Annotated in this window: 24 protein-coding genes; 4 read left to right on the forward strand and 20 right to left on the reverse strand. The window is 60.2% G+C overall.

The annotated features are described in order from the left end of the window. Positions 1 to 27: 27 nt before the first annotated feature. Genes IEX27_RS17960 through IEX27_RS17985 form a run of 6 tightly spaced genes read right to left on the reverse strand, consistent with a single transcriptional unit; the run spans position 28 to position 6443 of the window. Positions 28 to 1530, reverse strand: coding sequence for a tripartite tricarboxylate transporter permease (locus tag IEX27_RS17960; protein ID WP_244630443.1), 1503 nt, complete (start codon positions 1528 to 1530; stop codon positions 28 to 30). A gap of 24 nt (positions 1531 to 1554) precedes the next feature. Beyond that, positions 1555 to 2058, reverse strand: coding sequence for a tripartite tricarboxylate transporter TctB family protein (locus tag IEX27_RS17965; RefSeq protein WP_188722471.1), 504 nt, complete (start codon positions 2056 to 2058; stop codon positions 1555 to 1557). Continuing rightward, positions 2055 to 2936, reverse strand: a complete 882-nt coding sequence (locus IEX27_RS17970) for a polysaccharide deacetylase family protein (protein ID WP_188722472.1) — start codon at positions 2934 to 2936, stop codon at positions 2055 to 2057. The genes IEX27_RS17965 and IEX27_RS17970 overlap by 4 nt, the downstream gene beginning before the upstream one ends. A gap of 7 nt (positions 2937 to 2943) precedes the next feature. Then, positions 2944 to 4584 carry an FAD-dependent monooxygenase gene (locus IEX27_RS17975; RefSeq protein WP_188722473.1) on the reverse strand — a complete coding sequence of 547 codons (1641 nt, stop codon included), beginning with the start codon at positions 4582 to 4584 and terminating at the stop codon, positions 2944 to 2946. Positions 4585 to 4636: 52 nt separating this feature from the next. Continuing rightward, positions 4637 to 5626, reverse strand: a complete 990-nt coding sequence (locus IEX27_RS17980) for a Bug family tripartite tricarboxylate transporter substrate binding protein (protein ID WP_188722474.1) — start codon at positions 5624 to 5626, stop codon at positions 4637 to 4639. Between the two features lie 46 nt (positions 5627 to 5672). Beyond that, positions 5673 to 6443 (reverse strand): maleate cis-trans isomerase family protein, encoded by a 771-nt coding sequence (locus tag IEX27_RS17985; protein ID WP_188722475.1) that lies wholly within the window; start codon positions 6441 to 6443, stop codon positions 5673 to 5675. Between the two features lie 383 nt (positions 6444 to 6826). Between IEX27_RS17985 and IEX27_RS17990 the strand changes: the two genes are divergently transcribed. Then, positions 6827 to 6982, forward strand: a complete 156-nt coding sequence (locus IEX27_RS17990; RefSeq protein WP_188722476.1) for a hypothetical protein — start codon at positions 6827 to 6829, stop codon at positions 6980 to 6982. Positions 6983 to 7108: 126 nt separating this feature from the next. Here IEX27_RS17990 and IEX27_RS17995 read toward each other — a convergent pair whose 3' ends face one another. The 9 genes from IEX27_RS17995 to IEX27_RS18035 all read right to left on the reverse strand — a co-directional run bounded on the left by IEX27_RS17995 (position 7109) and on the right by IEX27_RS18035 (position 16977). After that, positions 7109 to 7774 carry an aspartate/glutamate racemase family protein gene (locus IEX27_RS17995; RefSeq protein ID WP_188722477.1) on the reverse strand — a complete coding sequence of 222 codons (666 nt, stop codon included), beginning with the start codon at positions 7772 to 7774 and terminating at the stop codon, positions 7109 to 7111. Continuing rightward, on the reverse strand, positions 7771 to 8763 hold the full coding sequence (locus tag IEX27_RS18000; RefSeq protein ID WP_188722478.1) for an ABC transporter ATP-binding protein: 993 nt from the start codon (positions 8761 to 8763) through the stop codon (positions 7771 to 7773). Before IEX27_RS18000 ends, IEX27_RS17995 begins: the two co-directional genes overlap by 4 nt. Further along, positions 8760 to 9776: an ABC transporter ATP-binding protein gene (locus IEX27_RS18005; RefSeq protein WP_244630444.1), complete on the reverse strand. Its 1017-nt coding sequence runs from the start codon at positions 9774 to 9776 to the stop codon at positions 8760 to 8762. The genes IEX27_RS18000 and IEX27_RS18005 overlap by 4 nt, the downstream gene beginning before the upstream one ends. Next, complete coding sequence (locus IEX27_RS18010; protein WP_188722480.1) at positions 9776 to 10660, reverse strand: ABC transporter permease; 885 nt, start codon at positions 10658 to 10660, stop codon at positions 9776 to 9778. Before IEX27_RS18010 ends, IEX27_RS18005 begins: the two co-directional genes overlap by 1 nt. Next, positions 10657 to 11592: an ABC transporter permease gene (locus IEX27_RS18015; RefSeq protein WP_188722481.1), complete on the reverse strand. Its 936-nt coding sequence runs from the start codon at positions 11590 to 11592 to the stop codon at positions 10657 to 10659. The genes IEX27_RS18010 and IEX27_RS18015 overlap by 4 nt, the downstream gene beginning before the upstream one ends. 60 nt (positions 11593 to 11652) lie before the next feature. After that, positions 11653 to 13233, reverse strand: a complete 1581-nt coding sequence (locus tag IEX27_RS18020; RefSeq protein ID WP_244630445.1) for an ABC transporter substrate-binding protein — start codon at positions 13231 to 13233, stop codon at positions 11653 to 11655. 263 nt (positions 13234 to 13496) lie between these two features. Continuing rightward, on the reverse strand, positions 13497 to 14342 hold the full coding sequence (locus IEX27_RS18025) for a MurR/RpiR family transcriptional regulator (protein WP_188722483.1): 846 nt from the start codon (positions 14340 to 14342) through the stop codon (positions 13497 to 13499). 125 nt (positions 14343 to 14467) lie between these two features. Then, a complete protein-coding gene (locus tag IEX27_RS18030; RefSeq protein WP_188722484.1) occupies positions 14468 to 15448 on the reverse strand; it encodes a TerC family protein in 981 nt (326 codons plus the stop codon). Positions 15449 to 15669: 221 nt separating this feature from the next. Beyond that, positions 15670 to 16977, reverse strand: coding sequence for a DUF3422 family protein (locus tag IEX27_RS18035; protein WP_188722485.1), 1308 nt, complete (start codon positions 16975 to 16977; stop codon positions 15670 to 15672). Between the two features lie 344 nt (positions 16978 to 17321). Between IEX27_RS18035 and IEX27_RS18040 the strand changes: the two genes are divergently transcribed. Beyond that, entirely contained in the window at positions 17322 to 18518 is a 1197-nt protein-coding gene (locus IEX27_RS18040) for an MFS transporter (RefSeq protein WP_188722486.1), read from the forward strand. Between the two features lie 51 nt (positions 18519 to 18569). Here IEX27_RS18040 and IEX27_RS18045 read toward each other — a convergent pair whose 3' ends face one another. After that, positions 18570 to 19340, reverse strand: coding sequence for an IclR family transcriptional regulator domain-containing protein (locus tag IEX27_RS18045; protein ID WP_188722487.1), 771 nt, complete (start codon positions 19338 to 19340; stop codon positions 18570 to 18572). 124 nt (positions 19341 to 19464) lie between these two features. Between IEX27_RS18045 and IEX27_RS18050 the strand changes: the two genes are divergently transcribed. Next, on the forward strand, positions 19465 to 20172 hold the full coding sequence (locus IEX27_RS18050; protein WP_188722488.1) for a 3-oxoacid CoA-transferase subunit A: 708 nt from the start codon (positions 19465 to 19467) through the stop codon (positions 20170 to 20172). Continuing rightward, a complete protein-coding gene (locus IEX27_RS18055; protein ID WP_188722489.1) occupies positions 20169 to 20858 on the forward strand; it encodes a CoA transferase subunit B in 690 nt (229 codons plus the stop codon). Before IEX27_RS18050 ends, IEX27_RS18055 begins: the two co-directional genes overlap by 4 nt. A 159-nt stretch (positions 20859 to 21017) precedes the next feature. On the opposite strand, the gene IEX27_RS18060 is transcribed toward IEX27_RS18055, so the two are convergent. From IEX27_RS18060 to IEX27_RS18075, 4 genes are all read right to left on the reverse strand, one after another. Further along, positions 21018 to 21773: a sulfite exporter TauE/SafE family protein gene (locus IEX27_RS18060; RefSeq protein ID WP_188722490.1), complete on the reverse strand. Its 756-nt coding sequence runs from the start codon at positions 21771 to 21773 to the stop codon at positions 21018 to 21020. Between the two features lie 208 nt (positions 21774 to 21981). Next, positions 21982 to 23130, reverse strand: a complete 1149-nt coding sequence (locus IEX27_RS18065) for an ABC transporter ATP-binding protein (RefSeq protein ID WP_188722491.1) — start codon at positions 23128 to 23130, stop codon at positions 21982 to 21984. A gap of 9 nt (positions 23131 to 23139) precedes the next feature. Then, complete coding sequence (locus IEX27_RS18070) at positions 23140 to 24843, reverse strand: ABC transporter permease (RefSeq protein ID WP_188722492.1); 1704 nt, start codon at positions 24841 to 24843, stop codon at positions 23140 to 23142. An 81-nt stretch (positions 24844 to 24924) separates the two neighbouring features. Beyond that, on the reverse strand, positions 24925 to 25980 hold the full coding sequence (locus tag IEX27_RS18075; RefSeq protein WP_188722493.1) for an ABC transporter substrate-binding protein: 1056 nt from the start codon (positions 25978 to 25980) through the stop codon (positions 24925 to 24927). Positions 25981 to 26201 lie beyond the last annotated feature (221 nt).

A 26201-nucleotide genomic window follows, 5' to 3' on the forward strand; every position in this document is an offset into this window, starting at 1 on the left:
CGAGCCCACCGTTCTTATTTCAGGCGCCTATGCCTCGGCTTTCTTCTTGAACCGCTTCCACGGTGTCCAGACGGACGAGAGGATCAGGAGTGCAGTCAGTATGAGGAAAGACAGGCTGATCGGACGCTCCAGGAACACCATGTAGTCTCCACGCGTGATCAGCAGCGCTCGCCTCAGGTTTTCTTCCACCATGGGTCCAAGCACCAGGCCAAGGAGCAATGGAGCGGCCTGGAAGCCAAGTCTGCTTAAGACATAACCCGCGATACCAAAGCCGATAACGAAGAAGATATCGCTTGTGCTGCTCTGAATGCTGTAGACGCCGATAGCAATAAGCAAGATTACGACGGGCGCCAGGAACCGGTATGGTACCGAGAGGAACTTCACCCAGATGCCGATCAACGGCAGGTTGAGGATCACCAGGAACAGGTTTCCGATCACAAAACTACCGATCAGCCCCCAGAATACATCCGGGTTTTCCGTCAGGAAGCGTGGCCCGGGCTGAATACCATGGATCATCATGGCCGCTAGTAGCAGTGCCATCACACCATCAGCAGGAATGCCCAGCGACAACGTGGGAATGAACGCGCTCTGTGCTGTTGCATTGTTGGCCGCTTCCGAGCTTGCCATCCCCTCTACGGTGCCATGGCCAAACTTTTCGGGGTGGCGACTGATCTTCTTTTCCGCGAGATAGGCGACGAAGGAGGAGATCGATGTGCCGGTGCCCGGGAGGAGACCAAAGGCCATGCCAATGAGCGACCCTCGCGCGATGGGCATCGTTGAATCGCGCATTTCCTGCTTTGTCGGCAGCAGGGTGCGCCAGGTCACACTGTAAACACTGGCATCCCGTTCACCACCCGTAACCAGGTTGCGGATGACTTCGGTGACACCGAAGAAGCCCATGGCCACCGCGACAATGCTGATACCATTCCAGAGGTCGGTAAATCCGAAGGTAAAGCGCTGGGCCCCGGTGTTTACGTCAGCACCAACCATGCCAAGGATCAGGCCGAACAGGACCATGATAATGCCCTTTGCGACGGAGCCTTCCGACAGGGTAGCCGCCGCAATGAGGCCCATGAGCATCATCGAGAAGTAGTCTGCCGGCTGGAATTGAAGTGCCACGCGCGCCAGAGGCTCGGCAAAGATCACCAGTAGCACGATCGCAAGATTGCTCCCGATGAAGGAGCCGAACGTGGTGATGAACAGCGCGGCGCCCGCGCGGCCACGCTGCGCCATCGGGTGACCATCAAGGCAGACCACAGCCGAGGATGCCGTACCGGGCAGGTTCAGCAGGATGGATGTAATCGATCCTCCGTACTGTGCGCCGTAGTAGACACCGGCCAGCATGATCAAAGCATCGGTGGGAGCTATGTGAAATGTGACCGGCAGGATAAGTGCGATGGCGGCCATCGGGCCCACGCCCGGCAGAACGCCAACCATCATGCCCAGTGTAACGCCGCCGATGCTATAGAGAACCGAGGGCCAGGCCAGCGCCAGGGCCATGCCGTTCAATAAACTAAAGAACGCTTCCAAATTTGCCTCCTCCTCCCTCTGGTGTCAGAGAGGCCAGCGGATAGCAGGAAGTGCCAGGCCCAAGCCGTTGATGAATATCAAGACTGCCGCAACACTCGATGCCAATGAAAAGATGATGTCGCCCAAACCCAGACGTCCCGTCACAGCGACACTGACTAACAGCATCAGAACAATTGCTGCAGGGATCATGCCGAATAGCGGAAGCAACACAGCGAAGGAAGCGAGCGCCGCCAGGATCAGGACAGAAGACACCTTTATCGGGATACTCGCGGTCGCTCCGCCTCTTCGTAGAGATCCGACGATCAACAACGCTCCAAGCCCGATGAGCAGAACGCCAATGCCAAAAGGAAACCCTCCGGATCCCAGCCGCCTCAATGTACCCAGCCCCAGGGCCAGGCCCTGTGCAAGGGATACGCAGCCTATGGCAACGGAGATCCAACCTCCAACACTGTCGGAGGTGAGGAAAAGCCGCTGGACAAGATTATCCTTACCGACAAAGCCGGCTGTTTGGATAGCTTCCTTGCTCATGGCATCTTCACCGTTCCTGCTGGAAGCGACATGACATGGCTGGCAATCGCCCCCGGCGTCGTCAGCCAGATGCGATCGCGATGGGCGGCGATGTGCTCGAAGATCTTGCGCAGCTGGCGGATGCGGTGGGGCTGGCCGGTCAGGAATGTGTGCAACGACAGGCAGTAGACCTGCGGATACAGCGCACTCTCTTCCAGCTGCTCATCAAAGGCATCGATCGCCATTTTGGTGAAGTCTGTGTCAGACGCCCCACGATTGACATAGGCCGGGAGATCATTGAGCTCCATCGACGGATACGGAACGGCCAGGATCGGACCTTCATCGGTCCGGAACCACTGGGGCTGATCGTCAAACCACCAGTCGAGCATGTACTCGAAGCCCGTCTTCTTGAGCAGCTCCGGCGTCTGCGCGCTTTGAGAAATGAAAGGTCCCAGCCAACCTCGCGGTGCCACGCCCTCATGCTTGAGCATGGTGTCGCGAACTTCCTCAAGCATGGCCATCTCATATTCCGGCGTCATTTCGATCTGACGCTCGGAATTCGTGCGGCCATGGCCGACGAACTCATCGCCGCGCTTGCGGAACGGTTCCAGCACCTGCGGCGCTTGCTTGTAGACCATGCCATTTGCGAGGATCGCCAACGGCATCTGGAAGTCTTCGCAAAGCCTCAGAATACGCCAGACACCGACGCGATTGCCGTAGTCGCGGTAGGCATAACCGCGGTGGAACGGCGCGCTCGGCTGCGAGGTGAAGTCATTGCCAGGATTGCGGCCGAACTCGAACGCCTCGATGTTGAGCGCGATATAAACCGCAAGTCGCTTCCCCTCCGGCCAGTCATAGACCGGACGATCAACGATAGGGCTGAAATTATACCGATCCATCACCGCCTCACGCCGTAAGAGCTTGTTCGAGCATCGCAGCACCACGCGCAACGTCGATAACCCACGCAGCATCGGACGCATCCTTGCCGCGCCAGGCGACGTGACCATCCGGCCTCACCAGCACCAGAGGCTGCTCGTAGAGCTTGGCGATCTCCGCATCTGCGATCGCTTCCACGCGCAGCGGAACGCCCGCCTTGTCTGCAGCCGCAACGAATGCTGACGCGGCATCTGCTTGCGCGCCGAAATCAAGCAGAACAAAGTCCCGGCCATAGAGATCGAGTATCGTGCGGCCGTCACTGAGCCATGCGTGCGGTGCCCGGTGCCCCGGACGTGCGGTGGGGATGTAGGTGGTGTATTCGTCAGGCGTAGCTGGCGTTCCATCCGGAACACAGATCGGGGAGTTTTCGTACCGGTAGCCGAGCTGAATGCCCCACGACTGCCAGTCGGAACGGGTGTTTTCCTTAAGCGCGTGGCCGATTTCCTTGCGCAGGCGATCGCCTTCCTCGCCCGGGGTGTTGATGCCTGACGTATCGACGGGCACATTCCAGGTCTTGAAGTTGTGCGTCGAAAAGGCTGCATTGCGTACAGCGATCGGCCGGCGTTCCGCTTCATAGCTTTCAAGCAGGTGGTCACCACCCCAGCCCTTGAGCGTGCCAGCCATCTTCCATCCAAGATCGACAACGTCGCCAAAGCCGGTGTTGACGCCCATGCCACCCGTTGGCGACATCGTATGGGCGGCATCGCCGGCGATCAGGACATGGCCTTTCTTGTAGTTCTCGGCAACCAACTCGGTACGACGCCATGGCACGATGGTGATGACTTCGAACGGAATGTCGTCGCGGCCGAGTGCGCGCTTGATCCAGCCTTCCGAGTCAAAATTCTGGATGTCGAACCGCTCCTCGCTGCCGAAAACCGTCAGGCGCCAGAGCTTGCTGCCATCGATGACGGTCAGGTTGCCCCAGGTGCCTTCAGGACCAACCAGGATACAGCGTTCGATATCGCCGATCTGGGTCATCTCAAGCAGATCGGGACAGCGGAACAGAATACCGATCGAGTAATTGATCTTCGTCTTGCCTATCATCGGGATACCGAGATCGGTACGCACCATGCTCAGGGCGCCGTCGCAGCCGATCATGTACTTCGCCTTGACGGTCACCACTTCGCCGGTCTTTTCATCCCGGACTGTCGCGCTGACCCCCCCGTCCGTATCGGTGAAACTCTCCAGCGTATGCTGGAAGCGCAGATCGATCGCCGGCTGCTCGCCCGCGAAACGCTGCAGGATCGGATCGAGCCACATCTGCGGACAACGCTGGCGTTTGTGCGGCGTACCTTCGGGGATCGGCGACTCCGCCGTCGAAGGATAGTCATCACGCTCAAGCTGATGGCCGGTCAGTGCCGTGCAGAAGACGATGGAGAGCTTGTAGTCGTCAGGAAAACCCGACGTGCGAACCTGCTCAACGAAGCCCCAGCGGCGGAAAAATTCCATGGTGCGGGTGACAATCGTACCGATCTTGGGGTGATCGATATGGCCATCCGTCTTTTCAATCAACATGCAGTCGATCCCGTTATAGGCCAGATCGATTGCCATGGTGAGTCCTACCGGTCCCGCTCCAACGATGAGAACCGGGGTGGTGATTTCCTGAGTCATACCAACTCCATAACAGGCAAAGCGGGGGCGCCCACCAGCGCCCCCAAAGATGTTACTTGAACGAGATGTTGTTTTCTTCGGAAACCCGCTTCCAGGTCTCGGCCGTGCTGGTGATGGCCTCGTGGAAATCTTCGGGGTTCTCGACCACCGTTTCCATGCCCTGCTCGCCGGCAACGCGAACAACGTCATCGGTTTTTGCAGCCGCCTTTGAAGCTTCGGACAGCTTTGCAAGCACATCTTCAGGCAGGCCTGCGGGTCCGAGAACGCCGTACCAGCTCTGCGATACTTCAAGCTGCGGGAAGCCGGCGGCGGTAAATGTTGGAACTTCGGGCATGTTCGGGTCCGCCGCCGCCGTGGTCACGCCCAGGAACTTCAGCTCTTCACCGCCCTTGTAGGGCAGAGCCAGGGGCACACCCATGAACATCGCGTCGATCGTACCGGCAATCAGGTCCGTCGATGCCGGGCCGTTGCCCTGGTAAGGGATATGCTCTGCCTCGAAGCCGGCTTCACTCTTGAAGAGTTCCATCGTGAGATGGTGAATGGTGCCAACGCCGGGAGAACCATAGTTGATGCCGTCCGGATTTTCTTTCGCATACGCTACAAATTCTTCAATTGTATTTGCAGGTATATCCTTGTTGACTGCCAGCACTATGGAATGGGTCATGATGCGGCTGATCGGCTGGTAAGCCTTGGAAATGTCATAGGACAGATCCGGGTAGAGCAGAGGCGCGATCGAGAGAAGACTCGAACCGCTCCAAAGCAGGGTGTAGCCGTCAGCGGCGGCAGAAGCCACCATGCCGCCACCGGTCGTGCCGCCCGCACCGGGGCGATTGTCGACAACAACTGGCTGATTGAGCTGCTTTGACAGCGCGTCAGCAAAGATGCGCGCCGTGAGATCTGTATTTCCGCCAGGCGCGAACGGGACAATAAGTGTAACCGGGCGAGACGGATAGTCTTGCGCCATTGCCGGCAAGGTGAAGCTCATTGCTGTAGCTGCGATAGCAGCTCCAATGAACGCTCTTTTCGTTAGCTTGTATTTCATTGTTCCCCTCCTTTGTATTGGCACCGTTTGTGCCGCAGGATTTTTTCTAGGCTCGAAGACGATTGCGCCAACCGCCAAACAACGGCTCGGTTGGGGTGGGCTCTGGCAATGCTACACCTGTTGCCTGCATGACCGCCCATGCCAGACACAAGTTCGAGGATAGCACAGGTTTGCCAATCTTTGTTGAGACGTCAGGTATAGCCTTGATCGTCGGCATGCCGGTGCCGGTCAGGATCAGTACATCGGCGCTGTCGAGCTTCAGACGCGATACGTTCTCCAGTACCGAGTCAGAGCGGATCTTGTAGACGCTGCGCGTGTCGGAAGGATCAAGCGGCGCATAGGCGTGATCTACAACGTCAAACCCGGCCTTGCGCCAGTAACCGATACTGAGTTCGGCCAACCAATCCGGGTAGGGCGCGAAGACTACGATCCGTTCGGCCCCGAGGTGCCTGAGCGCAGCTTCAATTGCCGCAGCTGCCGAAATCACCGGGTAGCCGAAACGATCCTGCATCGCGGCCATGACCTCAGCATCACGTTCGCGGCCAACAATATAGGATGAGCCGGTACAAGCATAAGCACCACAATCTACTTCTGCTGTATCGTAAGCATCCAGTGTTTCATCAAGATGTTCCAGATAACCAACGAGCCGGTCCTTGGAATCGGTACGGCTTCCCTTCAGACGCGACGTGATGATGTTGACACCATCCGGCATCAGCGCATGAAATTCCGGCTCTACAATGGGGTTTGCCTGAGGAACTGTCAGCCCGATTGTGGCGACTGCCCCGTACTCTCGGTCCTTGTGCGTAACCAACGCCATAGTGCACTCTCTCCCAACTCCAGGGGCATCCTGCCCGCATAGGAGTAAACTGTCAACAGATCGCAATCGTGATTTCTGGCACGTGTGGGCAGCCTCTCTGCCCAACTCGTGAGCACCCCTCCCCTTCGATAGGGCCGATGCCCTATCGCACGGATGCATGCGGTTCTTACCCCGCAGTCATACCGGACGGTCGCGACGTGCACTCGCGCTGGAACCGGTGGCCATGCATTGCCTTTCGGTTGCCCGAAATCAGGGCAGAAAGGGACACTTTTTGTGCAATGCACAATTGCATAGAGCCGATGCAAAAACGTCGCTCGCATGTTCCGCGGAACGTGCCTACATTCCTATTGTGCAATGCAGCAAAACAAAGAGGAGTGAAGATAATGCGTAGGCAATCAACCTTTGGAAGTTTCCTGGACACCGTAGCAAGCGCGATCGCTGTTTCCGTCGCAGTTCGCGAACACCGCGCACCTCGTGCAAGCGATCTGACCACGCTCGGCATCGATCCGATGCAGTTCAGCAAGATGGGCCGCTACTAATTGCTCGGCATGTGTAACAACGAGCCCGACGGTAATACGTCCCAATAGCAAGCCAACGCGAACACCACCGCGTTGGCTTTTTCTTTGCGTCATCCCCGAGCGGATCCTACCGCAAGACCAGCAGCCTCAAACCTTCGAACCGACTACGACGCCAGCGCGGGCGCAGGCCAGACGTGCACCGGCGGCGACAGGTTCGATGACAGGCACCGGCACCATCGGGGCGATGGTGCGCGCGGCATCCGCGAGCGGGCCGCCGCCGATCAGGATCGCCTCAGCCCCCTCCTCCGATACAGCTTCATGGCAGGAAGCCAGGAGCGTTTGGGCCAGACGTTCTGGGTCCGACATTACTTCCACACTTCCAGCGATCCGAACGGAAATCAGGTTGTTTCCGTGGCCAAGCCTTACCGCCCGCCTCATGATCGCTGCTTTCAATTCGGGCGTCGTGGTAACGATGGAAAACCTTCGCCCCTTGAGCGATGCCTCCTTCATTCCGGCCTCGGCGATGCCGGTGACGGAAATCGATATGCGCCGGCGCAGCCTGTCCAGTCCCGGATCGCCGAACCCGGAAATGAGAATGCCGCGGAAACCTTCGGCGGCCAGTTCCTCACCGCGCTCGATTGCAAGCCGAGCCGCTTTCTCCAGCGCCTCTTCGTCCGCAATGACCAGCGGCCCGGATCTGGCAGTGAAGCCCTCGATGGAGACGGCGGGCCCAACGGCTTGCCGCGCTACGGCGGTCATGCGCGCGGTGGTCTTGGCATTGGCGTTGGGATTGAGAAGAGCAAGACGGATCACGCGGCCACACTCCCCACCCGGATGCAGGCGGCACTTCTGCCCGCCCCGACCGATGCAGGTGCTGGGATGACGTTCCGGCACTCGGGCATTGCCATGGCGCAACGCGGACTGAAAGCGCAGCCCGAAGGCATGTTGGCAAGATCTGGCGGCATGCCGGGAATCGCTTCGACGCGCTCTCCGGCCATGGCCCCATGGATGGTGGAAGACAGAAGACCACGGGCATAAGGGTGGGCCGGCGACTTCAGGACATCTGCGGCCGACCCCATCTCAACGATACGTCCGGCGTACATGACCGCAACCCTGTCTGAAATCTCTGCGGCAACGCCGACATCGTGGGTGACGAAGATGGTCGCCATGCCGAGTTCCTTCTGCAGTTCGCGCAGGAGAAGGATCACCTGGATCTGGACGGTCGCGTCGAGTGCCGTTGTGGGCTCGTCGGCGAGGAGCAGCTTGGGAGAACAGGCGAGCGCCAGCGCGATCATGGCGCGCTGTCTCATGCCGCCGGACATCTCGTGCGGATAGTTGTCGAGCCGGGACTTGGCGGAAGGGATCCGCACCAGCTCCAGCATTTCAAGAGCACGCGCATAGGCAGCGTCCCATGAGCATTGCTTGTGGCGCACCACCGTCTCCGCGATCTGCCGTCCAACGGTGAACACCGGATCGAAGGCTAGCGACGGCTCCTGGAAAATCATCGCCACGTCATTGCCGCGATAGCTGGCAAGCTCGCGGCGCTTGAGAGCGAGCACATCGCGCCCCTCCATCAAGATGGAGCCGGAGATCGTCGTGCGCTTCTGCGGCAGGATGCGCAGCAGCGCACGCATAGTCACGCTCTTTCCGCTGCCGGATTCGCCGATCAGTCCCAGCACTTCGCCGCGTCCCAGGTCGAAACTGATGCGGTCGAGCGCGGTGATTGGACCCCGGTCCGTCTTGAAGCCGACGGTCAGATCGCGCACGGAGAGCAAGGGTTCACGCGCTGTGAAGGCGCTCATTGCGCTTCTCCTTCCGTCCAGTAGGGCGATTTTGGATCGCTTCGATGGCAGGCCGCGACATGTTCAGGGCCTGCATCGAAGAGCGCCGGATTGATGGCCAAGCAGCTTGGCCGGGCAAGCGCGCAGCGGGGATGGAACCGACACGCCTGCGGCGGGTCGATGGGGCTTGGCGGATCACCTGCGATCGGCGCCGAGAGTGTGCGCTTTTCCGGATCGAGGCTTGGCATCGAAGCCAGCAAGGCGCGGGTGTAGGGGTGGGCCGGATTTGCAAAGAGCGCCTCGGATGGCCCATGCTCCACGACCTTGCCCAGATACATGACCATCACATGGTCGCTGATGTAGCGCACCACATTGAGGTCGTGAGAGATGAAGATATAGGTGAGGTTCATCTCCCGCTTGAGATCAATCAGCAGGTTGAGCACCTGCGCCTCGACGGACTTGTCGAGAGCGGATACCGACTCGTCGAAGATCACCACTTTCGGTTTAAGGGCCAGTGCACGGGCGATGTTCACCCGCTGGCGCTGCCCGCCCGACAGTTCATGGGGGTAGCGTCCAGCGAACCGTGCGGGGTCGAGGCCGACACGTTCCAGGAGATGATGCGCGTTGCGCCGGGCCTCCGCACGATCCTCGCCATGAACCATCGGGCCAAACATGATCGACGCCTCGATCGTCATGCGCGGGTTGAGCGAAGCCGAGGAGTCCTGAAACACCATCTGCACCTGGCGTCGGAACGCCTTCATCTCACGAGCCGAGCGGCCAATGGCGCGATCGTTGAAGAGAAGGTCTCCACAGTCCATGCCGATCAGGCCCATGATGAGGCGCGCGGTCGTGGACTTGCCGCAGCCGGATTCGCCGACAATGCCGAGTGTCGTGCCCTCGCGGATGCGGAAGCTTACGTCGGAGACGGCCTGCACCACCTTGCGGGATTTCCCAAAGCTGCCGCCGACATTAAAGTGCTTGGTCATGCCAGCGACTTCCAGAATGTAGCGGGACGAGGTTGTCGCCTGTTCCATCATTTCACATCCATGGCGCTGCGCAGTCCGTCGGACAGCAGGTTGAAGCTGAGCGAGACGATGAAAATCATCACGCCGGGAAGGGCTGCGATCAGCGGCTGGCTGTAGATCGAATTGCGGAGCGTATTGAGCATCAGGCCCCATTCCGGTGTCGGCGGCCGGGCGCCAAGCCCGATGAAGGAAAGGCCTGCGGCCATAATGATGGCCACCGAAAGCAGGCTGGAGGCGTAGACCAGCACCGGCCCCATGATGTTTCCGAGAATGTGGACGCGGATGATGGTAAAGGCGCCGGCACCGCTGGCACGAGCGGCTTCCACAAAGTCTAGCGATCGCACCTGTGTCGTGGCGCTTTCAGAGACGCGGATCAGAGGGGGGATCAGGACAACAGTCAGCGCAACCAGCGAATTGACGAATCCTGCGCCGAGCGCCCCTGCAATCGCGACCGCGAGCAGCACCGATGGGAAGGCAAACAGGATGTCGGCAGCGCGCATGATGATAGCGTTGGTCAGTCCGCCGACGAAGCCAGCGATGGTGCCGAGCGTTCCGCCGATGAGGAGAGCGAGCGCGACGGGCAGGATTCCCATCGTCAGGGACATGCGACCACCGAAAAGCAGCCGGGTTAGCATATCGCGACCGAGTTCGTCCGTCCCCAGGATGTAGCCGGGCGTGCCGACCGGTCGAAGCCGCCGGGCGACGCTGCCCACGGACGGATCACCGGGTGCAATGAGTGGCGCGAAGGCGGACGCGAGGATGATCAGGACCAGAACGGTGAGGCAGGCCATCGAAACCGGGTCTCTGCGCAACCGGAGCCAGACGCCGGACCAATAGCCGCGCGAAGCCCTGAGGGGCATTGCGTTGCCGCTTGCAAGTGTGTCAGCGCTCATCCGCGTTTCATCCTTGGATCGAACATGGGTTGGACGATGTCGACCAGCAGATTGAGGGCGACGAAGATCAGCGCGAGCACGAGGATCGTGCCCTGCAGAAGCGGGATGTCGCGCTGAAGAATGGCAGTGTTGAGCAGCAGGCCTGTGCCCGGCCAGGAGAAGACCGTTTCAACCAGGATCGAGCCCGCCATGAGGTAACCAAGCTGCACGCCGATGACCGCTATGGCCGTCGGCGCAGCATTCTTCACCACATGCAGGAAGATCTGCGTCTGGGTGAGCCCCCTCGCCTCCAAGGCAGTGACGAATTCCTTGCCGAGCGTGTCGGCAACAAGCGCCCTGACCGAGCGCGTGATGATGCCGGCCGGCATGGCAGCAAGCGTAATCGCGGGCAGCACCATGAATTTAAGCCGCTCAGCCGACCAGCTTTCGCCGGCACCCATGGCTGGCAGCCAGTTCAGATTGACCGAGAAGATCACCACCAGAACGATTCCGAGCCAATAGTGCGGTAGCGAAACGCCCGAGATCGCGACGGCCGAGGCAATCTTGTCGATCGCCGTACCGTTCCAGTAGCCGGCAACCGTGCCGAGCAGCGTTCCCACGACCAGGCCGAGCACCGAGGCGATCAGCGCCAGCAGCAGCGAATAGGTCAGCGCATTGGCGATTTCGCTGACCACTGGTCGGCCCGTGGCAATGGAGGTGCCGAAATCGCCCGATACCACGTTGGTGAGCCAGAGAAAGTACTGCGCCGGCAGAGGCTGATCGAGCCCGTACTTTGCCTTGGTTGCATCGATTGTCGTCTGATTGGCGTCGGCAGGCAGCACGAGCGACAGCGGATCGCCCGGAGCCAGATGCACCAGCAGGAAGCAGATCATGCTGACGGCAAGCGCCACCGGCACCGCATAGGCAACACGTTTGAGGATGTACACGGGCATGGAGCACGCTCCTTCCGGCTGGAGAAGAGGCCCGCCGGCTAACGGGCGGGCCAGTACTTGTTATTCCACGGTGACGGAGGTCAGGTCGGCGAACCAGTTCTGCGGATGCACGAAGCCTTTGACCTTGGATGTCATCGCGCGCGGCGCAACGTCATGCGCGACGAAGAGGAACAGAGCCTCATCGACGAACTTTTCATGCATCGTCTGGATGACCTTGACCTGCTTCTCCGGATCAAACTCGTTGCGCACCTGATCGATCAGCGCATCCATTTCAGGATCCGAGTAATAGCCCCAGTTCGTGCCGTTCGGTGGGATTAGGGTGCTGTCGACATGGCGGATCAGTGCGGTAAACGGATCCTGGCTGAAATAGGAGCTGTTGGTTACGGTAGCACCAGCCGTGCCCGGATCCTTCGCGCCGGCGCGCCAATTGGCGAGCAGTGCGTTCCAGTCGCGGACGTCGAACTCGACATTGATGCCCACCTCGGCCAGGTTCTGCTGGATGAGCTCGTTCATCAGCATCGGTTCCATCTGGCCGCCGCCGGATGGCGAGATGATAGCCTTTACAGAGATCGGCTTCTCGGACGAGACACCGGCCTCGGCCAGCAGCGCCTTCGCTGCCTCAGGGTCATACTTCACTTCGAACTCGGGATTGCCGAACCAGTTGCTGGTCGGTGGCACCATGCCCTTCGCCTCGACCATCATGCCACCCAGCAGCTCCTTCATGCCGGCGCGGTCGATCGCAAGGTTCGCCGCCTTGCGCACGCGGATGTCGGTCCAGGGCGAGCCTTCTAGCAGCGAGAAGTGCCACGGCCAGACATGCGGGTAGACGTTCGAGGTGATCTCGAAACCGGCGCCGCGCAGGCTCTCGATGGAATCCGACGGCGGCGCTTCGATCCAGTCGACCTGACCGGAACGCAGTGCGGCGACGCGGGCGGATGGGTCAGCGACCGGCATCAGCACCAGTTTGTCGAGCGTCGAGATGCGATCCTTGTCCCAATATTCCGTGTTCGGCACGAGTACGGCGCGCTCACGCGGAACATAGCTCTCCACCTTGAAGGGTCCGGTGCCGGAGGGCGCCTTCAGGAACTCGTCCCAGTTCTTGCCGACCTTTTCCCACTGGGCCGGGCTCGACATGACGATCCAGGCCATCTGGTACGGAATGAGCGCTTCCGGGGCTTTCGTCGTGATCTCGACGGTCATATCGTCAACGACCTTGTAGGTGGCGATCGACGGAATGCGCCCGCGACCCTGGGCAGCCTGACGCTCATCATATTGCGGTGCGTCCTTGTCGAGGATCTTGGCCAGGTTCCAGACGACTGCTTCAGCGTTGAAGTCCGAGCCATCGTGGAACTTGACGCCCGGACGCAGCTTGAAGGTCCACTTGGTCGTGTCTGCGGGATCCACGGACCATTCGGTTGCAAGGCCGGGTATCAGAGTGACGGGCTTGTCCGGCGAGGACAGGTCATAGCCTACCAGCGCATCAAACACCGTATAACCCATGAAGCGCATGCCTTCCGCGCCCTGATCGGTCTGGCCATTGGGCAGCGGTATGTCGGAAGCGGTCATGGCGATGCGCAGGGTCCCGCCCGCAAGCGTCGGCGCGGACAGGCCCACCAGCATGGCAATAGCCGCGGTTGACATGAGTGCCGGCCTCAAAAGGCTGGTGCGAAACTTACGGCGGAGTGCGGTCATTTTCTTATTCCCCTCTTTGCGGTCCTGGGTCGTGCCCATCCATAGGGTGATAAGCACCTTTCGTGCCATTTCTTCATGAAAATCTCTTTTCATGGAAAATCAACAGGTTGGGATGCCTGCATGAGGTGGGCGTATCCTTTGCCGTTCAGCTTGTGATCGTTTCTTGGGCTGATCGCACCTTTATCGGCGCATTTCCAGGCAGTATGGAGTTGCTAAAGCTCACCCAGTTGGTCGTGCACAACCTCGATCGAGGACAGGCGCCGGCGTCCGGCCTTGCCGGAAAGCTCCACGACGCGCGTCGCCAGGATATGGCAATAGGCCATCACCGGAACGTGGTTGAACAGCGGCCCCGGTGCCGGGGTCTGGCACTGCACGTGCCAGGCAACATCGCTACGGCGTTCGAGGGATTCATCAGAGATCAGGAGGACAGTCGCCTTTGAGCGGATCACCTGCTCCAGCACCGCATCGAAAGAGGCAACGCGGCGACGCAATCCGAAAACGATGACGAGGTCGTCCAGACCAATACCGGCGAGGCTTTCGGCCAGCGTTTCGCCCGCACCCGGAAACACGGTGACGTTGTCGATCACCTGAAGCGTTTGCCAGCGCAGATAGGTAGCGAAGGACTGCGCTGTGCGGAAGCCGATGATCCAGGTCCGCCGCGCATTGATCATCGCCAGCGCAGCCGCGTCGATCTCCTGCATTGATATGGTGGCAAAAGTCCGCGCCATGTTCGCCTGCGCCTGTTCCAGGTGCGAGGCGAGCCGCTGGTCTGGCGTATCTGCATTGGCGGCGCCAAGGAATATGGCGGCACCGCTTTCCTTCTCGGCACGCACGCGACGACGGGCGTCGTCATAGTTGGCGTACCCAAGCCGCTGGATGAAGCGTGAGATCGTTGCGTTCGAGACGTTGGCCAGCCGCGCCATTTCGGAAGCGGAATAGCTGGCGATTTCTCCGGGAAAGGTGAGGACGAATTCGGCCAGACGGCGCTCGGCCGGGTGCATGTGCTGAAGCTCGTTGCGCACCCTGGTCAGGAAGGCTGGGTTGATATCCGGCGACATGGCGAATCCTCACGAGCGACCCTTTCCTGCCACCCCTATCATGAAAAGATTGTTTCACCACGTCCCTGGGTAGAAAATGCCGCTGTGGCGGCGCATGAGGCCGCCACAACGCTTTCCCTGCAAGATTAGGCCGCTTGATCCGCCTCTCGCGTCTTGAACAGCGAATAGACAATGCCTGTCGCGATCAGGCCGAGCGTAACGCCAAGGCTGAGCGCAGGCGGGAACTTGTCACCATCAAGTACAAAGTCCGAGACGAAGATCTTCGCGCCGATGAATACCAGCACGGCGGCCAGCGCATACTTAAGGTAGTGGAAGCGGTGAACCATCGCAGCCAGCGCGAAGTAGAGCGCACGCAGGCCGAGGATCGCCATGATGTTCGACGCATAAACGATGAACGTATCCGTGGTGATGGCGAAGATCGCGGGCACGCTGTCGACAGCAAAGACCAGATCAGCGAGATTAATCACCACGAGCGCGAGGAACAGCGGCGTTGCCGCCGTTACGAGCTTGCCCGTCTTGGGATTGACAGTCTTCACGAAAAAGCGCTCGCCATGCTGTTCCTGTGTCACCGGCATATGCCGCGAGATGAACCGCACGATCGGGTTGTTCCCCACATCCATCGGCTCATCACCGGCAAAGAACATCTTCACGCCGGTGAAGATCAGGAAGGCGGCAAAGAGATACATGACCCAGTACGCCTCGCTCACGAGCGCGGCGCCACCGGCAATCATCAGGCCACGCAGGACGATGACGGCCATGATGCCCCACAGAAGGGCGCGGTACTGATACTTCGCGGGAATGGCGAAATAGGAGAAGATGAGGCTGATCACGAAGACATTGTCTATCGACAAGGCCTTCTCGATAAAGAAGCCGGTATAATATTGCATGCCCTGTTCGGCTCCGCGGGCATACCAGATGCCAACGCCGAAAAGCAGCGCGATGCCGATGTAGAATGCGGATAGTTTCAGGCTCTCCGCTATGCCCATCTCGCGATCTTCCTTATGCAGGAAGCCGAGATCGAAGGCGGTAAGCGCAACGACGAGGCCAAGGAAGGCCAGCCAGAACCAGGCGGGGGTACCGAGCCAATCGGCAAATAGAAATTCCACGGGATTGCTCCTCACGATTGATGTTATCGATCGGAACAACCGGGGATTTGGCGGTGAGCGTCGGACCACCACGGCATCGGATTGTTCCGATGCGGCCGACATGACGTGAGATGAACTCCCGCCAGAGGGGCCCGGTCCGCTCTGGTGAGATAGAGAGCCAATGCGTCCAGTTCAATGGCTCGCGGAAAATTTGCCTGGCCGCTTCGTCAGCAGCCGGCAGATCATTCAAGATCTGCCGTATGCTTGCGCCTGATGTTGCGGACAACCAGCCAGATGGCCAGCACGACGAAGGGCACGGCAAAGGCCAGAAGTGTCTTCGGCGGCAGCCATCCGTCCACCTGCGGCAGGCCGCCCAGCAGATAGGACGCGAGCCCCACCACGTAGTAGGACACGGCCGCAACCGACAGGCCTTCCACCGTCTGCTGCAGGCGCAGCTGCAACCGCGCGCGATCGTTCATGGAAGCGAGCAGATTGCGGTTCTGCTTCTCCACTTCGACATCGACCCAGGTACGCAGAAGCTGTGTAGTGCGCGAAAGCTTGCGCGACAGGTTTTCCTGCCGATCCTGGACGGAGCGGCACGTGCGCATGGCCGGCGCAACACGCCGCGTCAGAAACTGCGCCCAACTGTCAGCGCCACCATAGGGTTGTTCCTTCAGCGCCTGCAAACGTTCACTGACGATCTCGTAGTAGGCGCGGCTGGCGCCGAAGCGGAAGAGGCTCGAAGCGGCCTGTGCCTCGAGTTCGGCGGCAAGTGCCGTCAACCGGGCAAGAAGAGCGTCGCTGTTGTCCCGGCCGGTAACGCGGATCGCCGCCGTCAGCTCGCGCAGATCGTTTTCCATCTGCCGCAGCGGCCCCGAAAGGGAATTTGCCAGCGACAGTCCCAGCATGCAGAAGGTGCGGTAGGTCTCGATCTCGATCAGACGCTGGGCAAGTACGCCTCGCCGGCTCGCAGACAGGCCGTGATCAAGTATATACATCCGGGTGAGACCATCCGTATCCTGCCGGAAATCCGTGAGGATCGAGGCATTACCGTCTTCAACCAGAGAGTGACAGAGGCTTTCGTGGTCGAGCCGGAAGTCTGGCGGAGCCGAGCCAGGTTCTGCACGCAGGATCTCAAGCCGTACACCGGACATCAGCGGTCCGGGCGGGACGAACCCTTCGTTGAAGGGCGAGTTGCTCTTCCAATGCTCCCACGCGCCGAGCGAGGTCTCCCACGTATAGGTGGAGAACTCACTATGCCGCTCCCAGTAGAGGGTGCCGGTGCCACAGCGCAGAATGTGGTGGCGCTCGCTATCGGCTGGCGGAGCCTCGCCCTGGCGGCTGCAAAGATCGTTGATGGCTGCTGTGTCAGCGGCCGTATTGCCCCCGGTGATGAAGGCGAGCTGAACGAGCACGCAGGGTGAATCAAGAAGCGGCGGCGGACGCGAATGCACCTCGGCAATCGCCGCGTTGCGGTCCGGATGCGCGGGAAAACCGGCCACACGCGAGATTTGTTGACTGGCAGAGATGTCGGTGGAATCGCCGGTCAAGCTTGGCTCCCAAGGATATGCACGACGTGAAGGCGTCGCTGTTGGATCCCTTATGTTTAACCCAGCGATCCAGCCTGCGCGAGTTGTTCTTCACGCATGCGACGATCCGTGCGCGGTAGCCTTGTTGAGACACAGACCACTTCGCTATTGTAACCCAGAATCCTCAGAGTACTGGCTGTCGGATCCTGTCCCTCACCATTTCCTTGACGAGATGAATAGTCTGCCGCATCTGGCAACAAGCGTGTTGTTTCGATTCCTGCAACTGCTGGTTTATGTATCCATGTCCTGAGTGGCCCGCGGGCTGCTCACTGCGGAGTTTCCATGCTTCAGGGCCTGCTCTCTCGATGAACCGCTTATTCTCCCCCGCCTTCTGGGTCGGCTTCACCATGGTCGTTGGCATGATGGGGACAGCGCTCATCACTCCGCTCTATGGCATATACAGGAATGCCTGGAATCTGCGTCCGAGCGACATCACCCTGACCTATGTGGTGTACATGCTTGGAGCTCTGTTCGGGCTTCTGGCTCTCGGCCGTCTGCCCGACAAGCTCAGTCACCGCCTTCTGCTCATTGGCGCGATAGCGACCTCGACGCTTGGCACATTGCTCAGCATGCTCGCATCGGGTCTGTCGACCTTTCTTGTTGCACGGTTCCTGGTGGGTGTGGCGGCAAGCCTCATCACGATTGCTGGCGCCACCGCCCTGCGCGACACTGTCTCCGAGACGAGAAAGCCGAAGGTCCCGCTGATCTTGAGCCTCATCTTCGCAGCCGGGTTTGGAGTGGGCCCCCTGATCGGCGGCGCGATCGGGCAATTTGCAGGCAACCCGCTGGTGATCGCCTTTTGGCCCTCCCTGGCTTGCGGCGCAATCGCGCTTTTTGGCCTGATCATGTTCTTCCCTGAGCGGGATCGCGCCACGGGCAGGGTCGCGCTCCAGGCAGGCGATTTCATCCCGCGGCTCACTCTGCCCGAGCCAGGCAGACGGCTCTGGTTCGTCCTGAATTGCGGCGCTCCGCTAATGGGCTTCACCGCATTCGGCTTCTATGCCTCGATGTCACCCCTCTTCGTCGAGGCAACGCTGCATATGACCGGTCCGATCGTGAGCGGTACGAGCTTCGCGGCATTTCTTGTGCTCTCAGCACTCCTGCAGCTGGTGATCCAGCGCTTCGATCCGGGTGTTACAATCCCTGCCGGCTTTGTCGCCCTCGCGCTCAGCTACGCCTCGGTCATGATCAATCTTGATCTGAATTCTCCTCTGATCTTCGCGGCGGGCGTCGTCCTGACGGCATTCGGGCATGGCTGTGTCGTTCTCGGCAGCATGCAAAGGCTGACGCGGGGGGCCTCTTCGCATAACCTTTCTGCGCTGACCTCCACCTATATGGTGGTCGGATATCTTTCCTCCGTCATGGGTAGCCTGGGCCTTGGATGGCTCGCCAATCATCTTGGTGTTGGCAGAGCCGTCTTCGTTTTCGGAGGGGTGGTCATCGCAATCTGCATGGTGCTCACCGCGCTTACGATCCTCTTCCGCAGGGTTTACGAGAGGTAGTTTTCGGGCGGCGCACGGCGGCCACTGCAGATTTGGGGGCTCTGTCTGGTGCTACACCAGATCCAGCCTTGCTCTATCGGCCACCCGCTTCAGCATGGGCAGGATCTGCTCCACCAGCTGCGAAGCCGGGACTGACGCAGCCGGCGCGCCGATATTGATGGCAGCCACCGTTTGCCCCCGCTTGTTCAGCAAAGGCACGGCGATCGAACACAGCCCCATCTCCAGCTCCTGGTCGACCAGCGCATAGCCTTGCGCCCGGATGCGGCCGAGTTCCTCGATCAATTCGTCCATATCCGTGATGGTCAGCTCGGTATGCGGCTCCAGCGGAACATTTCCCAGAAGCTGGCGAACCTGCTCGTCGGGGAGTGCTGCGAGCAGCACCCTTCCCATGGACGAACAGTAGGCGGGGAGCCGGCTGCCCGGATTGAGGTTGATCGACATGACCCGGCGCTGCGAGGCTCGCGCGATGTAAACGATCTCGGTTTCATCGAGGACCGATGCCGAACAGCTCTGGCCGGACGTCTCGGAGAGCTCATCCAGATAGGGCTGCAGAACCGTCGTCAGGGTCGTCGCGGAAAGATATGACTGCCCCAGCCGCAGGATGCGATGTGTCAGCGCGAAGAACTTGCCGTCGTGCGTGGCGTATCCAAGCGTCACCAGCGTGAGGAGCAGCCTTCTGGCGGACGCCCTGTCGAGCCCGGTTTTCTGCGCAACGTCGGTGATCGACATGCGCCGGGCATCATCGCCAAAAGCCTCGATGACGCTCAGGCCCTTGGCGAAGCCGCTGACGAAATCGGACCCCTTTTCCTCTTCATACTTCAACGCGAGCCGCTCCAGGGTTGTGCGTTATACGAACAAAAGTCAAATAACGCACAGCAGCGGTTGCTGCAATGGGCAGAGCGATCTATCCATAGCTAGGAAGTTTGTGTTGATCGGGAGTCTCTACATGGACAAGACGGTAGAAAGCGCGGCCGCTGCCGTTGCCTCCATCAATGACGGCGCAACCGTCATGATCGGTGGCTTCGGCGGCTCGGGCGCGCCGATTGAGCTCATTCACGCGCTGATTGATCGCCGACCCAAGAACCTTACGGTCGTCAACAACAATGCCGGCAACGGGCGCATCGGCATTGCTGCCATGATCGACGCTGGCATGGTCAGGAAGATGATCTGCTCCTTCCCGCGCTCTTCCGATCCGCGCGCCTTTACCGACCGGTACCTTGCCGGCGAGATCGAGCTCGAACTCGTGCCTCAGGGGACGCTGGCTGAGCGCATTCGCGCCGGCGGCGCAGGCATTCCAGCCTTCTACACACCAACAGGCGTTGGAACGGAACTGGCGAACGGGAAGCCGACGGGCGAATTCGATGGCCGCACCTATGTGCAGGAACGCTGGCTGAAGGCCGACTTCGCGCTCATCAAGGCCCATGTGGCCGACCGCCATGGCAACCTGATTTACAACAAGGCAGGGCGGAACTTCAGCCCCCTGATGTGCACCGCCGCTGCAACAACCATCGTTCAGGCATCGCAGATCGTTGCCCCCGGCGAAATCAACCCCGAACACGTGGTGACGCCAGGCATCTTCGTCGACAAGGTTGTTGAGATCAGCAATCCGCAACAGGAAGAAGAACTCATCCGCGCAGGAGTAGCCTACATATGACCGGTGCCATGGGACAGGAAAGCAAGCTCACCAACGCGCAGATCGCATGGCGCGTCGCACAGGACATTCCGCATGAGGCCTATGTAAACCTCGGCATCGGCTTTCCGGAAATGGTGGCCAAGTATCAGCCCGCCGGGCGCGAGGCCATCTTCCACACGGAAAATGGAATCCTGAATTTCGGAGACTCTCCGGCTCCCGGCGAAGAAGACTGGGACCTGATCAACGCGGGCAAGAAGGCCGTCACGCTGAAGCCGGGTGCAGCCTTCTTCCATCACGCCGACAGCTTCGCGATGGTGCGTGGCGGCCATCTGGACATCGCCGTTCTCGGAGCCTTTCAGGTGGCGCAGAACGGTGACCTCGCAAACTGGAAGGTCGGCAGCAAGGGCGTGCCGGCAGTGGGTGGCGCGATGGATCTCGTTCATGGCGCCAAGCAGGTGTTCGTGATCACCGAGCACGTCACCAAGACGGGCGAGCCCAAGCTGGTGGACGCCTGCACCTTCCCGCTCACGGGCGTTGGATGCGTTACCCGCGTCTACACGAGCCTTGCAGTGGTCGACATCGTCGACAAGCGCTTTGTCCTGCGTGAGAAGCTGCCCAGCATCTCGCTGGAGGAGCTGCAGGCAATGACCGGCGCACCTCTCCATGTGGAAGGGAACGTCGCGGATCTCGTCGTGCCGGCGGTTTAGGCGACCAGCAATCCAGTTTTGAAGGGGCTGCCAAATCCCGGCAGCCCTTTTTCAGTATCAGAATTGGGGTCGCGAAAGTCTCGGCCACTTTTATTCTGAAAGCATCAAGAACATCGTCGCCTGGCTCGACGGCAAGCCGCAGAATATCTTCGGTCGTTCCTAGCTGAACAGCGCGGGAGCGCTCTGCCAGACCAGCCGCAATCCGACCGCGATCATGAGAACGTAGATCAGGGTGTAGAAGCGCTCGGTCGGGATCTTGCGGACCAGTTTGACGCCCAACCAGGTGGAAAGCACGGCGACCGGGATGAGCGTGGCTGAAATGGTCAGGTTCTGCCTTGTGAACTGGCCCAGCGCAAAATAGGGGACCACCTTCACCAGGTTGACCGAGGCGAAAAAGACGAGCGTCGTCCCCACAAGCATGTCGCGCGGCAATTTCTGAGGAATGACAAAGATCTGGTAGGGAGGCCCACCCGCGTGGCCAATCATGCTTGTGAAGCCGGAGCCGAGACCGCACAGCCAGCCAAGAACAATGTTCGGCTTCCTTACTTCGGTGCCTGACTTCATCCGTTCGACGACCAGCCGCCGCAGCCCGAAAAGAATTGAAATGAGCCCGACGCTGAAGCCTATGCCGTCGTCGGAAACGCGGGCGGCAAGAAGGTAGCCGAGCCCTACGCCCACGAATGCGCCGGGCAGCAGCACCGCAAGATTGAAGCGATCAAAGGTGCGCCGGAAGGAAAAGACACCGATCGCGTCCTGGACCACCAGGATCGGCAGCAGCACCGCCGCCGCCTGCACCGGCGAAACAGCCATGGCCATCAGCGGAACAGCAAGATTGCCGAGGCCGACGAAACCGCCCTTCGACATGCCAAGGATAATGACGGCAGGAATTGCCACTGCGTAGAAGGATAGATCCATTGGCCCAAGTTATCGTGACGGAAGCTGCACTATCTCGTCCGGCGCGCCGGCTTACACAACCTCCTGAAACTCATACCTGTGCATGCACTGCTGCATAGCAATGTCTTCTTTGCGTTCCGCGTAGTGAGAGCAGTGCGCGGCCAATGCGCTCCGAATGGGCGCGCGTGATCCCGGGCACAGGATCTCGGGCATCCAGCGCGTATCCCGTTTAGGCCGGTTCAGGAACCCGCAGTGCCGGAGTTCCAGCCATGGGCGTTGCAGCCGAACTGTCCCTCAGCACCAGGACGTGGCGTGGGTCGACGCTCACGAAGGCTTGCGTGTTTTCAGTCCGTGACTGATCGCCGAGCAGAATGGCGGTGACATGGACCCCCTGCCCGATGTCGAGCACGATCTGGGTCGTTCCGCCCAGGAACTGCGAGGACACCACCGTTGCAGGAATGCAGTTCTGCCCACCAGTCGGCTCGTCGGTCACCAGCATCGTTTCCGGCCGGAAGGCGATCACGAATTCGCCCGTCTCAGAACGGTCTTCGAGCCGCTTCGCATCAAGGCTTGAAAACCTCACACCATTTGCAGCAGTCACGATGCCCGCGCCGGGGTTGCTGTTCTTACGGTCGAGCGCGACGATATTCGTGCGCCCCAGGAACTCCGCCGTAAACCGATCGCGGGGATAGTTATATACGTCGGAAGGGCTACCCTCGCGCTGGATCTTGCCCTTGTTGAGAACCACGATGTGGTCCGAGATTACCATCGCCTCGGTCTGGTCATGGGTGACGTAGACCGCGGTAATGCCGATCTTGACGAGAAGGTCGCGGATCTCGAACCGCATCCGTTCGCGCAGCAGGAGGTCGAGGTTCGACAGCGGCTCGTCGAAGAGGATGCACTTCGGCCGCAGCGCCATGGCGCGCGCCAGCGCGACACGCTGCTGCTGCCCGCCCGAAAGCGAAGCCGGAAAGCGGTTGCCCGTTCCAGCCATGCCGACGAGTTCCAGCATCTCGTTGACCCGGTCGCGGATCTCACCGCTCGGCAGACCCTTGATGCGCAGGCCAAGCGACAGGTTCGCCTCGATCGTCTTGTGCGGCCATAGCGCATAGGACTGGAAGACCATGCCAAGATCCCGCTCTTCAGGCGGCACCGCGATCCGCTTTTCGGAATCGAATAGCGTCCGTCCGCCGAGGCTGATCCGCCCGCTATCCGCCTGCTCAAGGCCCGCGATGCAGCGAAGCGTCGTCGTCTTGCCGCAGCCGGACGGGCCGAGGAAGGAACAGACCTTCCCCCGCTCCACGTCGATCGAGACATTGTCGACCGCGTGAAACGCGCCGTAGGTCTTGATGAGATTATCGACTTTCAGGAAGCTCATGTCCATTTCCTAGCTTGCACGGCTGATATCGACCCGGAACAGAAGACCGGAGAGCGCGATCACCGCACCCATCATCAGCACCTGGATCATGGCGAGCGCACCGATGCCGCCCCAGTCGCCCTCACCCCACATGTTGAACATCAGCACGGGCAGGACCTCGTTGCCGGGCGAGTAGAGAAGGATCGACGCGGAGAGTTCGCGCACGAAGATGATGAAGAGCAGCGTCCAGGCACCCACCATTCCGGGCTTGAGGAGCGGCAGCGTGACCTCGATCCACGTCCTGAGACGCGCCGCCCCCACCATGGTTGCGGCTTCTTCCAGCGACTTGTCGATCTGGACGTAGTTGCTGCCGACGTTGCGCACGGCCTGCGTGATGTAGCTCGTCACATAGGCGATCAACAGAATCCAGATCGTGCCATAGATCGGCAGCGGCACGAACACATAGGTCCAGAGGAGCGCGAGGCTCAGCACGATGTGCGGAACGGCGGCCGGCAGGAACAGCAGATAGCCGAGCGGCTTTCGGTAGGATGTGTTGCTGCGCAGGATGATCCAGTTCGAGATCACCGCCAGGATCACCGCGATCGATGCGCCGGCGCATGCCAGGAACAGGGTGTTCTTGAGCCCCCGCCAGACGAAGGCCTGGTTGAAGATCTTCAGGTAGTGGATGGGTGAGACTGCCGAAAGCGAGAAGGTGGCGTCGTAATAGGGCACGAGAGACACCCAGAGCAGCATTCCGAGCGGCAGAAGAGCGCCGACGACCACGAAGGCGATGACGAAGGCGAATGCCAGCCAGCGCATCGGCCCGAGCTCTATGATGCGCGGGCGGAAGCCCTTGCCCGTCATCGTGGTATAGGAGCGGTTGCGGGTGATGCGGTTCTGCAGCCAGATGCCCGCACAGGCGATGACGAGCATCTCGATGCCGAGCGCTGCCGCCACATTGTATTCAGCCGGAAAGCGGTTGATCAGCTGGTAGATATAGGTGGTGAGCACGAAGAAGCGGTCCTGCATGCCGAGAAGGGCGGGAACGCCGAATTGTCCAGCCGAGGCCATGAAGGTGAGCAACACGCCGGAAAGTGCTGCGGGCGCAATCAGCGGCACCGTGATCTGCGTGATGACCTGCCGCCGGTTCAGGCCCGAAAGGTGGCCAGCCTCCTCAAGTGCCGGATCCATGTTGCGCAGCGCGCTCGACACAAAGATGAAGATATAGGGCGCGTAGTAGATGCCCATGACGAAGATGATCATCCGCGCGCTATAGGGGCTGATCTGCCCAAGCCCGAGCGAAGTCAGCACAAGGTTCACCGGTCCGACATTGCGCTGCAGCAGCAGCGTCCAGGCGAGTGCGCCCACGAAGGGCGAGAGGAAGAACGGGATCATGATCCCGACGCGCAGCAGATTGGCGAAGGGCACGTCGGAGCGGACGACGATCCAGGCGAGCGGAATGCCGAGCAGTGCCGCCATCGCAGTGGCAGCTACGCCAACATAGACGGTGTTGAAGAAGGCGCGCTGGTAGGTCGGATTGGTGAGGACTTCGACAAAATTCTCAAGTGTCAGACCGGAGAACGCCGCGCCGATCGGATTGCTGGTGAGCGCCCCATAGACCAGCACCGCGACGGGAGCCAGGATAGAGATCACCAGAAGCATCATGACCAGTGGCACCAGGTCAATTTTCTTCGCTATTCTTCCGGCACCCGATGTCACTCTATCAGATGCCATTGCCGCTTCGGTCATGCTGTCTGCCTGTCCTCGTAACTTCTGAAACGGGCAGCCCGGGGTCGATCGCCGGGCAGCCAGAAATTAGACGTTAAAGAGCTCCTTGAACTCCTTCTGCATCTCGTCGCGCGTCCCCTCGAGCTCGTCGATCGTGGTGATCGCGATGTTCAGATCCTTGAGTTCCGGCGTTCCGGGGAGCGGCGGCACATCGGTGCGACCCGAGTAGATCGAGTTCACATCGCGAAGCACGGTCTGGCCTTCCTGCGACAGCCACCAGTCGAAGACTACCTTGGCGCCTTCCGGATTGCGTGCTTCCCTGACGATGGCCATGGGCGTGATCGAGGCCGTGATCACCTCGGTCGGGTAGACCGCCGCGACCGGTGCACCTTCCTTGTTCTGCTCGTAGACGTTGTAGTCGTTGTTGAGCGCCAGCGCCGTCTGGCCGGAAATGTTCATCTTGGTGAGCGGGCTTGGGCCGCCGACAATCGTCGGCTTCATCGCCGCAAGCTCCTCCCAGAACTTCCGCCCGAGATCCGGATGGTTGCGCAGGTTGATGTAGTTCTGCATCGCGCCGCCGGATTCCAGCGGATTGGTGATGCCGATCAGCCCGTCGTCAAAGCGCGGATCCAGGAATTCCGCCCACTTGGTCTTGCTCGCGCCATCGGGCACCAGCCGCGTGTTGTAGCCATAGATCGTCAGGATCGTGCGCCCATTGCACCAAAGGCCGTCCGGATCGCGCTGGTCGGCCGAATAGGCCTGGAGCTCGGGCGATTGGTAATCCATGAGTCTGTTATCCTGCTTCAGCGCCACAAGCAGGCTCGGATCGGTGAGCATGATGAGATCGTGCGAGACGCGCCCGGCGGTGTATTCGGCCACCGCGCGTTCGTAGAGCACGTAGCCGTTGGCGAAATAGAATTCGAGCTCGACACCGCTTTCCTTGCCGACGTCTGAGGCCTGAAACGCCTTGACCATGTCGTCGGCATAGCGCGTCGGCATGGTCGAGTAGAACACGACCTTACCCGCAGTCGCAGCCCTTGCACGCCCGGTTATGCTGAAAGTAGAGACGGTTGCCGCAGCGCCGGCGCCAACCAGAAAATTGCGCCGGTTCAGTCCATTCAATGCGTTTTCCGGAATGCTCATTGTTTCCTCCCAACGGCTCCGCACCAGTTACCCAGAAGTGTGCGCAGCACCTCCCGTGCTGCAGCCAAAGACTTTGCGTTGGATGATATCACCGGGGATTTTGGGCTCAGCGGCGAAGGGATTTCGTTTCAGCTGCTGAAATTGATGGAGTGCGCAGATCCCGTTTCACAGCCCGAAATCGATGCTCAAAGTTAAGGGTAAGCGCGGAGCATCGGCTAGTT

The sequence above is a fragment of the Nitratireductor aestuarii genome (assembly GCF_014641695.1).
GTDB lineage: Bacteria > Pseudomonadota > Alphaproteobacteria > Rhizobiales > Rhizobiaceae > Chelativorans > Chelativorans aestuarii.

What these genes read in the sequence shown, in the direction of transcription:
- IEX27_RS18065 (WP_188722491.1), bottom strand. Translation starts at nt 23,130, where the DNA reads ATGAGCTTCCTGAAAGTCGATAATCTCATCAAGACCTACGGCGCGTTT.
- IEX27_RS17965 (WP_188722471.1), bottom strand. Translation starts at nt 2,058, where the DNA reads ATGAGCAAGGAAGCTATCCAAACAGCCGGCTTTGTCGGTAAGGATAAT.
- IEX27_RS17980 (WP_188722474.1), bottom strand. Translation starts at nt 5,626, where the DNA reads ATGAAATACAAGCTAACGAAAAGAGCGTTCATTGGAGCTGCTATCGCA.
- IEX27_RS18070 (WP_188722492.1), bottom strand. Translation starts at nt 24,843, where the DNA reads ATGGCATCTGATAGAGTGACATCGGGTGCCGGAAGAATAGCGAAGAAA.
- IEX27_RS18050 (WP_188722488.1), top strand. Translation starts at nt 19,465, where the DNA reads ATGGACAAGACGGTAGAAAGCGCGGCCGCTGCCGTTGCCTCCATCAAT.
- IEX27_RS18020 (WP_244630445.1), bottom strand. Translation starts at nt 13,233, where the DNA reads ATGTCAACCGCGGCTATTGCCATGCTGGTGGGCCTGTCCGCGCCGACG.
- IEX27_RS18075 (WP_188722493.1), bottom strand. Translation starts at nt 25,980, where the DNA reads ATGAGCATTCCGGAAAACGCATTGAATGGACTGAACCGGCGCAATTTT.
- IEX27_RS18060 (WP_188722490.1), bottom strand. Translation starts at nt 21,773, where the DNA reads ATGGATCTATCCTTCTACGCAGTGGCAATTCCTGCCGTCATTATCCTT.
- IEX27_RS18005 (WP_244630444.1), bottom strand. Translation starts at nt 9,776, where the DNA reads ATGGAACAGGCGACAACCTCGTCCCGCTACATTCTGGAAGTCGCTGGC.
- IEX27_RS18000 (WP_188722478.1), bottom strand. Translation starts at nt 8,763, where the DNA reads ATGAGCGCCTTCACAGCGCGTGAACCCTTGCTCTCCGTGCGCGATCTG.
- IEX27_RS17985 (WP_188722475.1), bottom strand. Translation starts at nt 6,443, where the DNA reads ATGGCGTTGGTTACGCACAAGGACCGAGAGTACGGGGCAGTCGCCACA.
- IEX27_RS17975 (WP_188722473.1), bottom strand. Translation starts at nt 4,584, where the DNA reads ATGACTCAGGAAATCACCACCCCGGTTCTCATCGTTGGAGCGGGACCG.
- IEX27_RS18025 (WP_188722483.1), bottom strand. Translation starts at nt 14,342, where the DNA reads ATGTCGCCGGATATCAACCCAGCCTTCCTGACCAGGGTGCGCAACGAG.
- IEX27_RS18055 (WP_188722489.1), top strand. Translation starts at nt 20,169, where the DNA reads ATGACCGGTGCCATGGGACAGGAAAGCAAGCTCACCAACGCGCAGATC.
- IEX27_RS18040 (WP_188722486.1), top strand. Translation starts at nt 17,322, where the DNA reads ATGAACCGCTTATTCTCCCCCGCCTTCTGGGTCGGCTTCACCATGGTC.
- IEX27_RS17970 (WP_188722472.1), bottom strand. Translation starts at nt 2,936, where the DNA reads ATGGATCGGTATAATTTCAGCCCTATCGTTGATCGTCCGGTCTATGAC.
- IEX27_RS18015 (WP_188722481.1), bottom strand. Translation starts at nt 11,592, where the DNA reads ATGCCCGTGTACATCCTCAAACGTGTTGCCTATGCGGTGCCGGTGGCG.
- IEX27_RS17990 (WP_188722476.1), top strand. Translation starts at nt 6,827, where the DNA reads ATGCGTAGGCAATCAACCTTTGGAAGTTTCCTGGACACCGTAGCAAGC.
- IEX27_RS18010 (WP_188722480.1), bottom strand. Translation starts at nt 10,660, where the DNA reads ATGAGCGCTGACACACTTGCAAGCGGCAACGCAATGCCCCTCAGGGCT.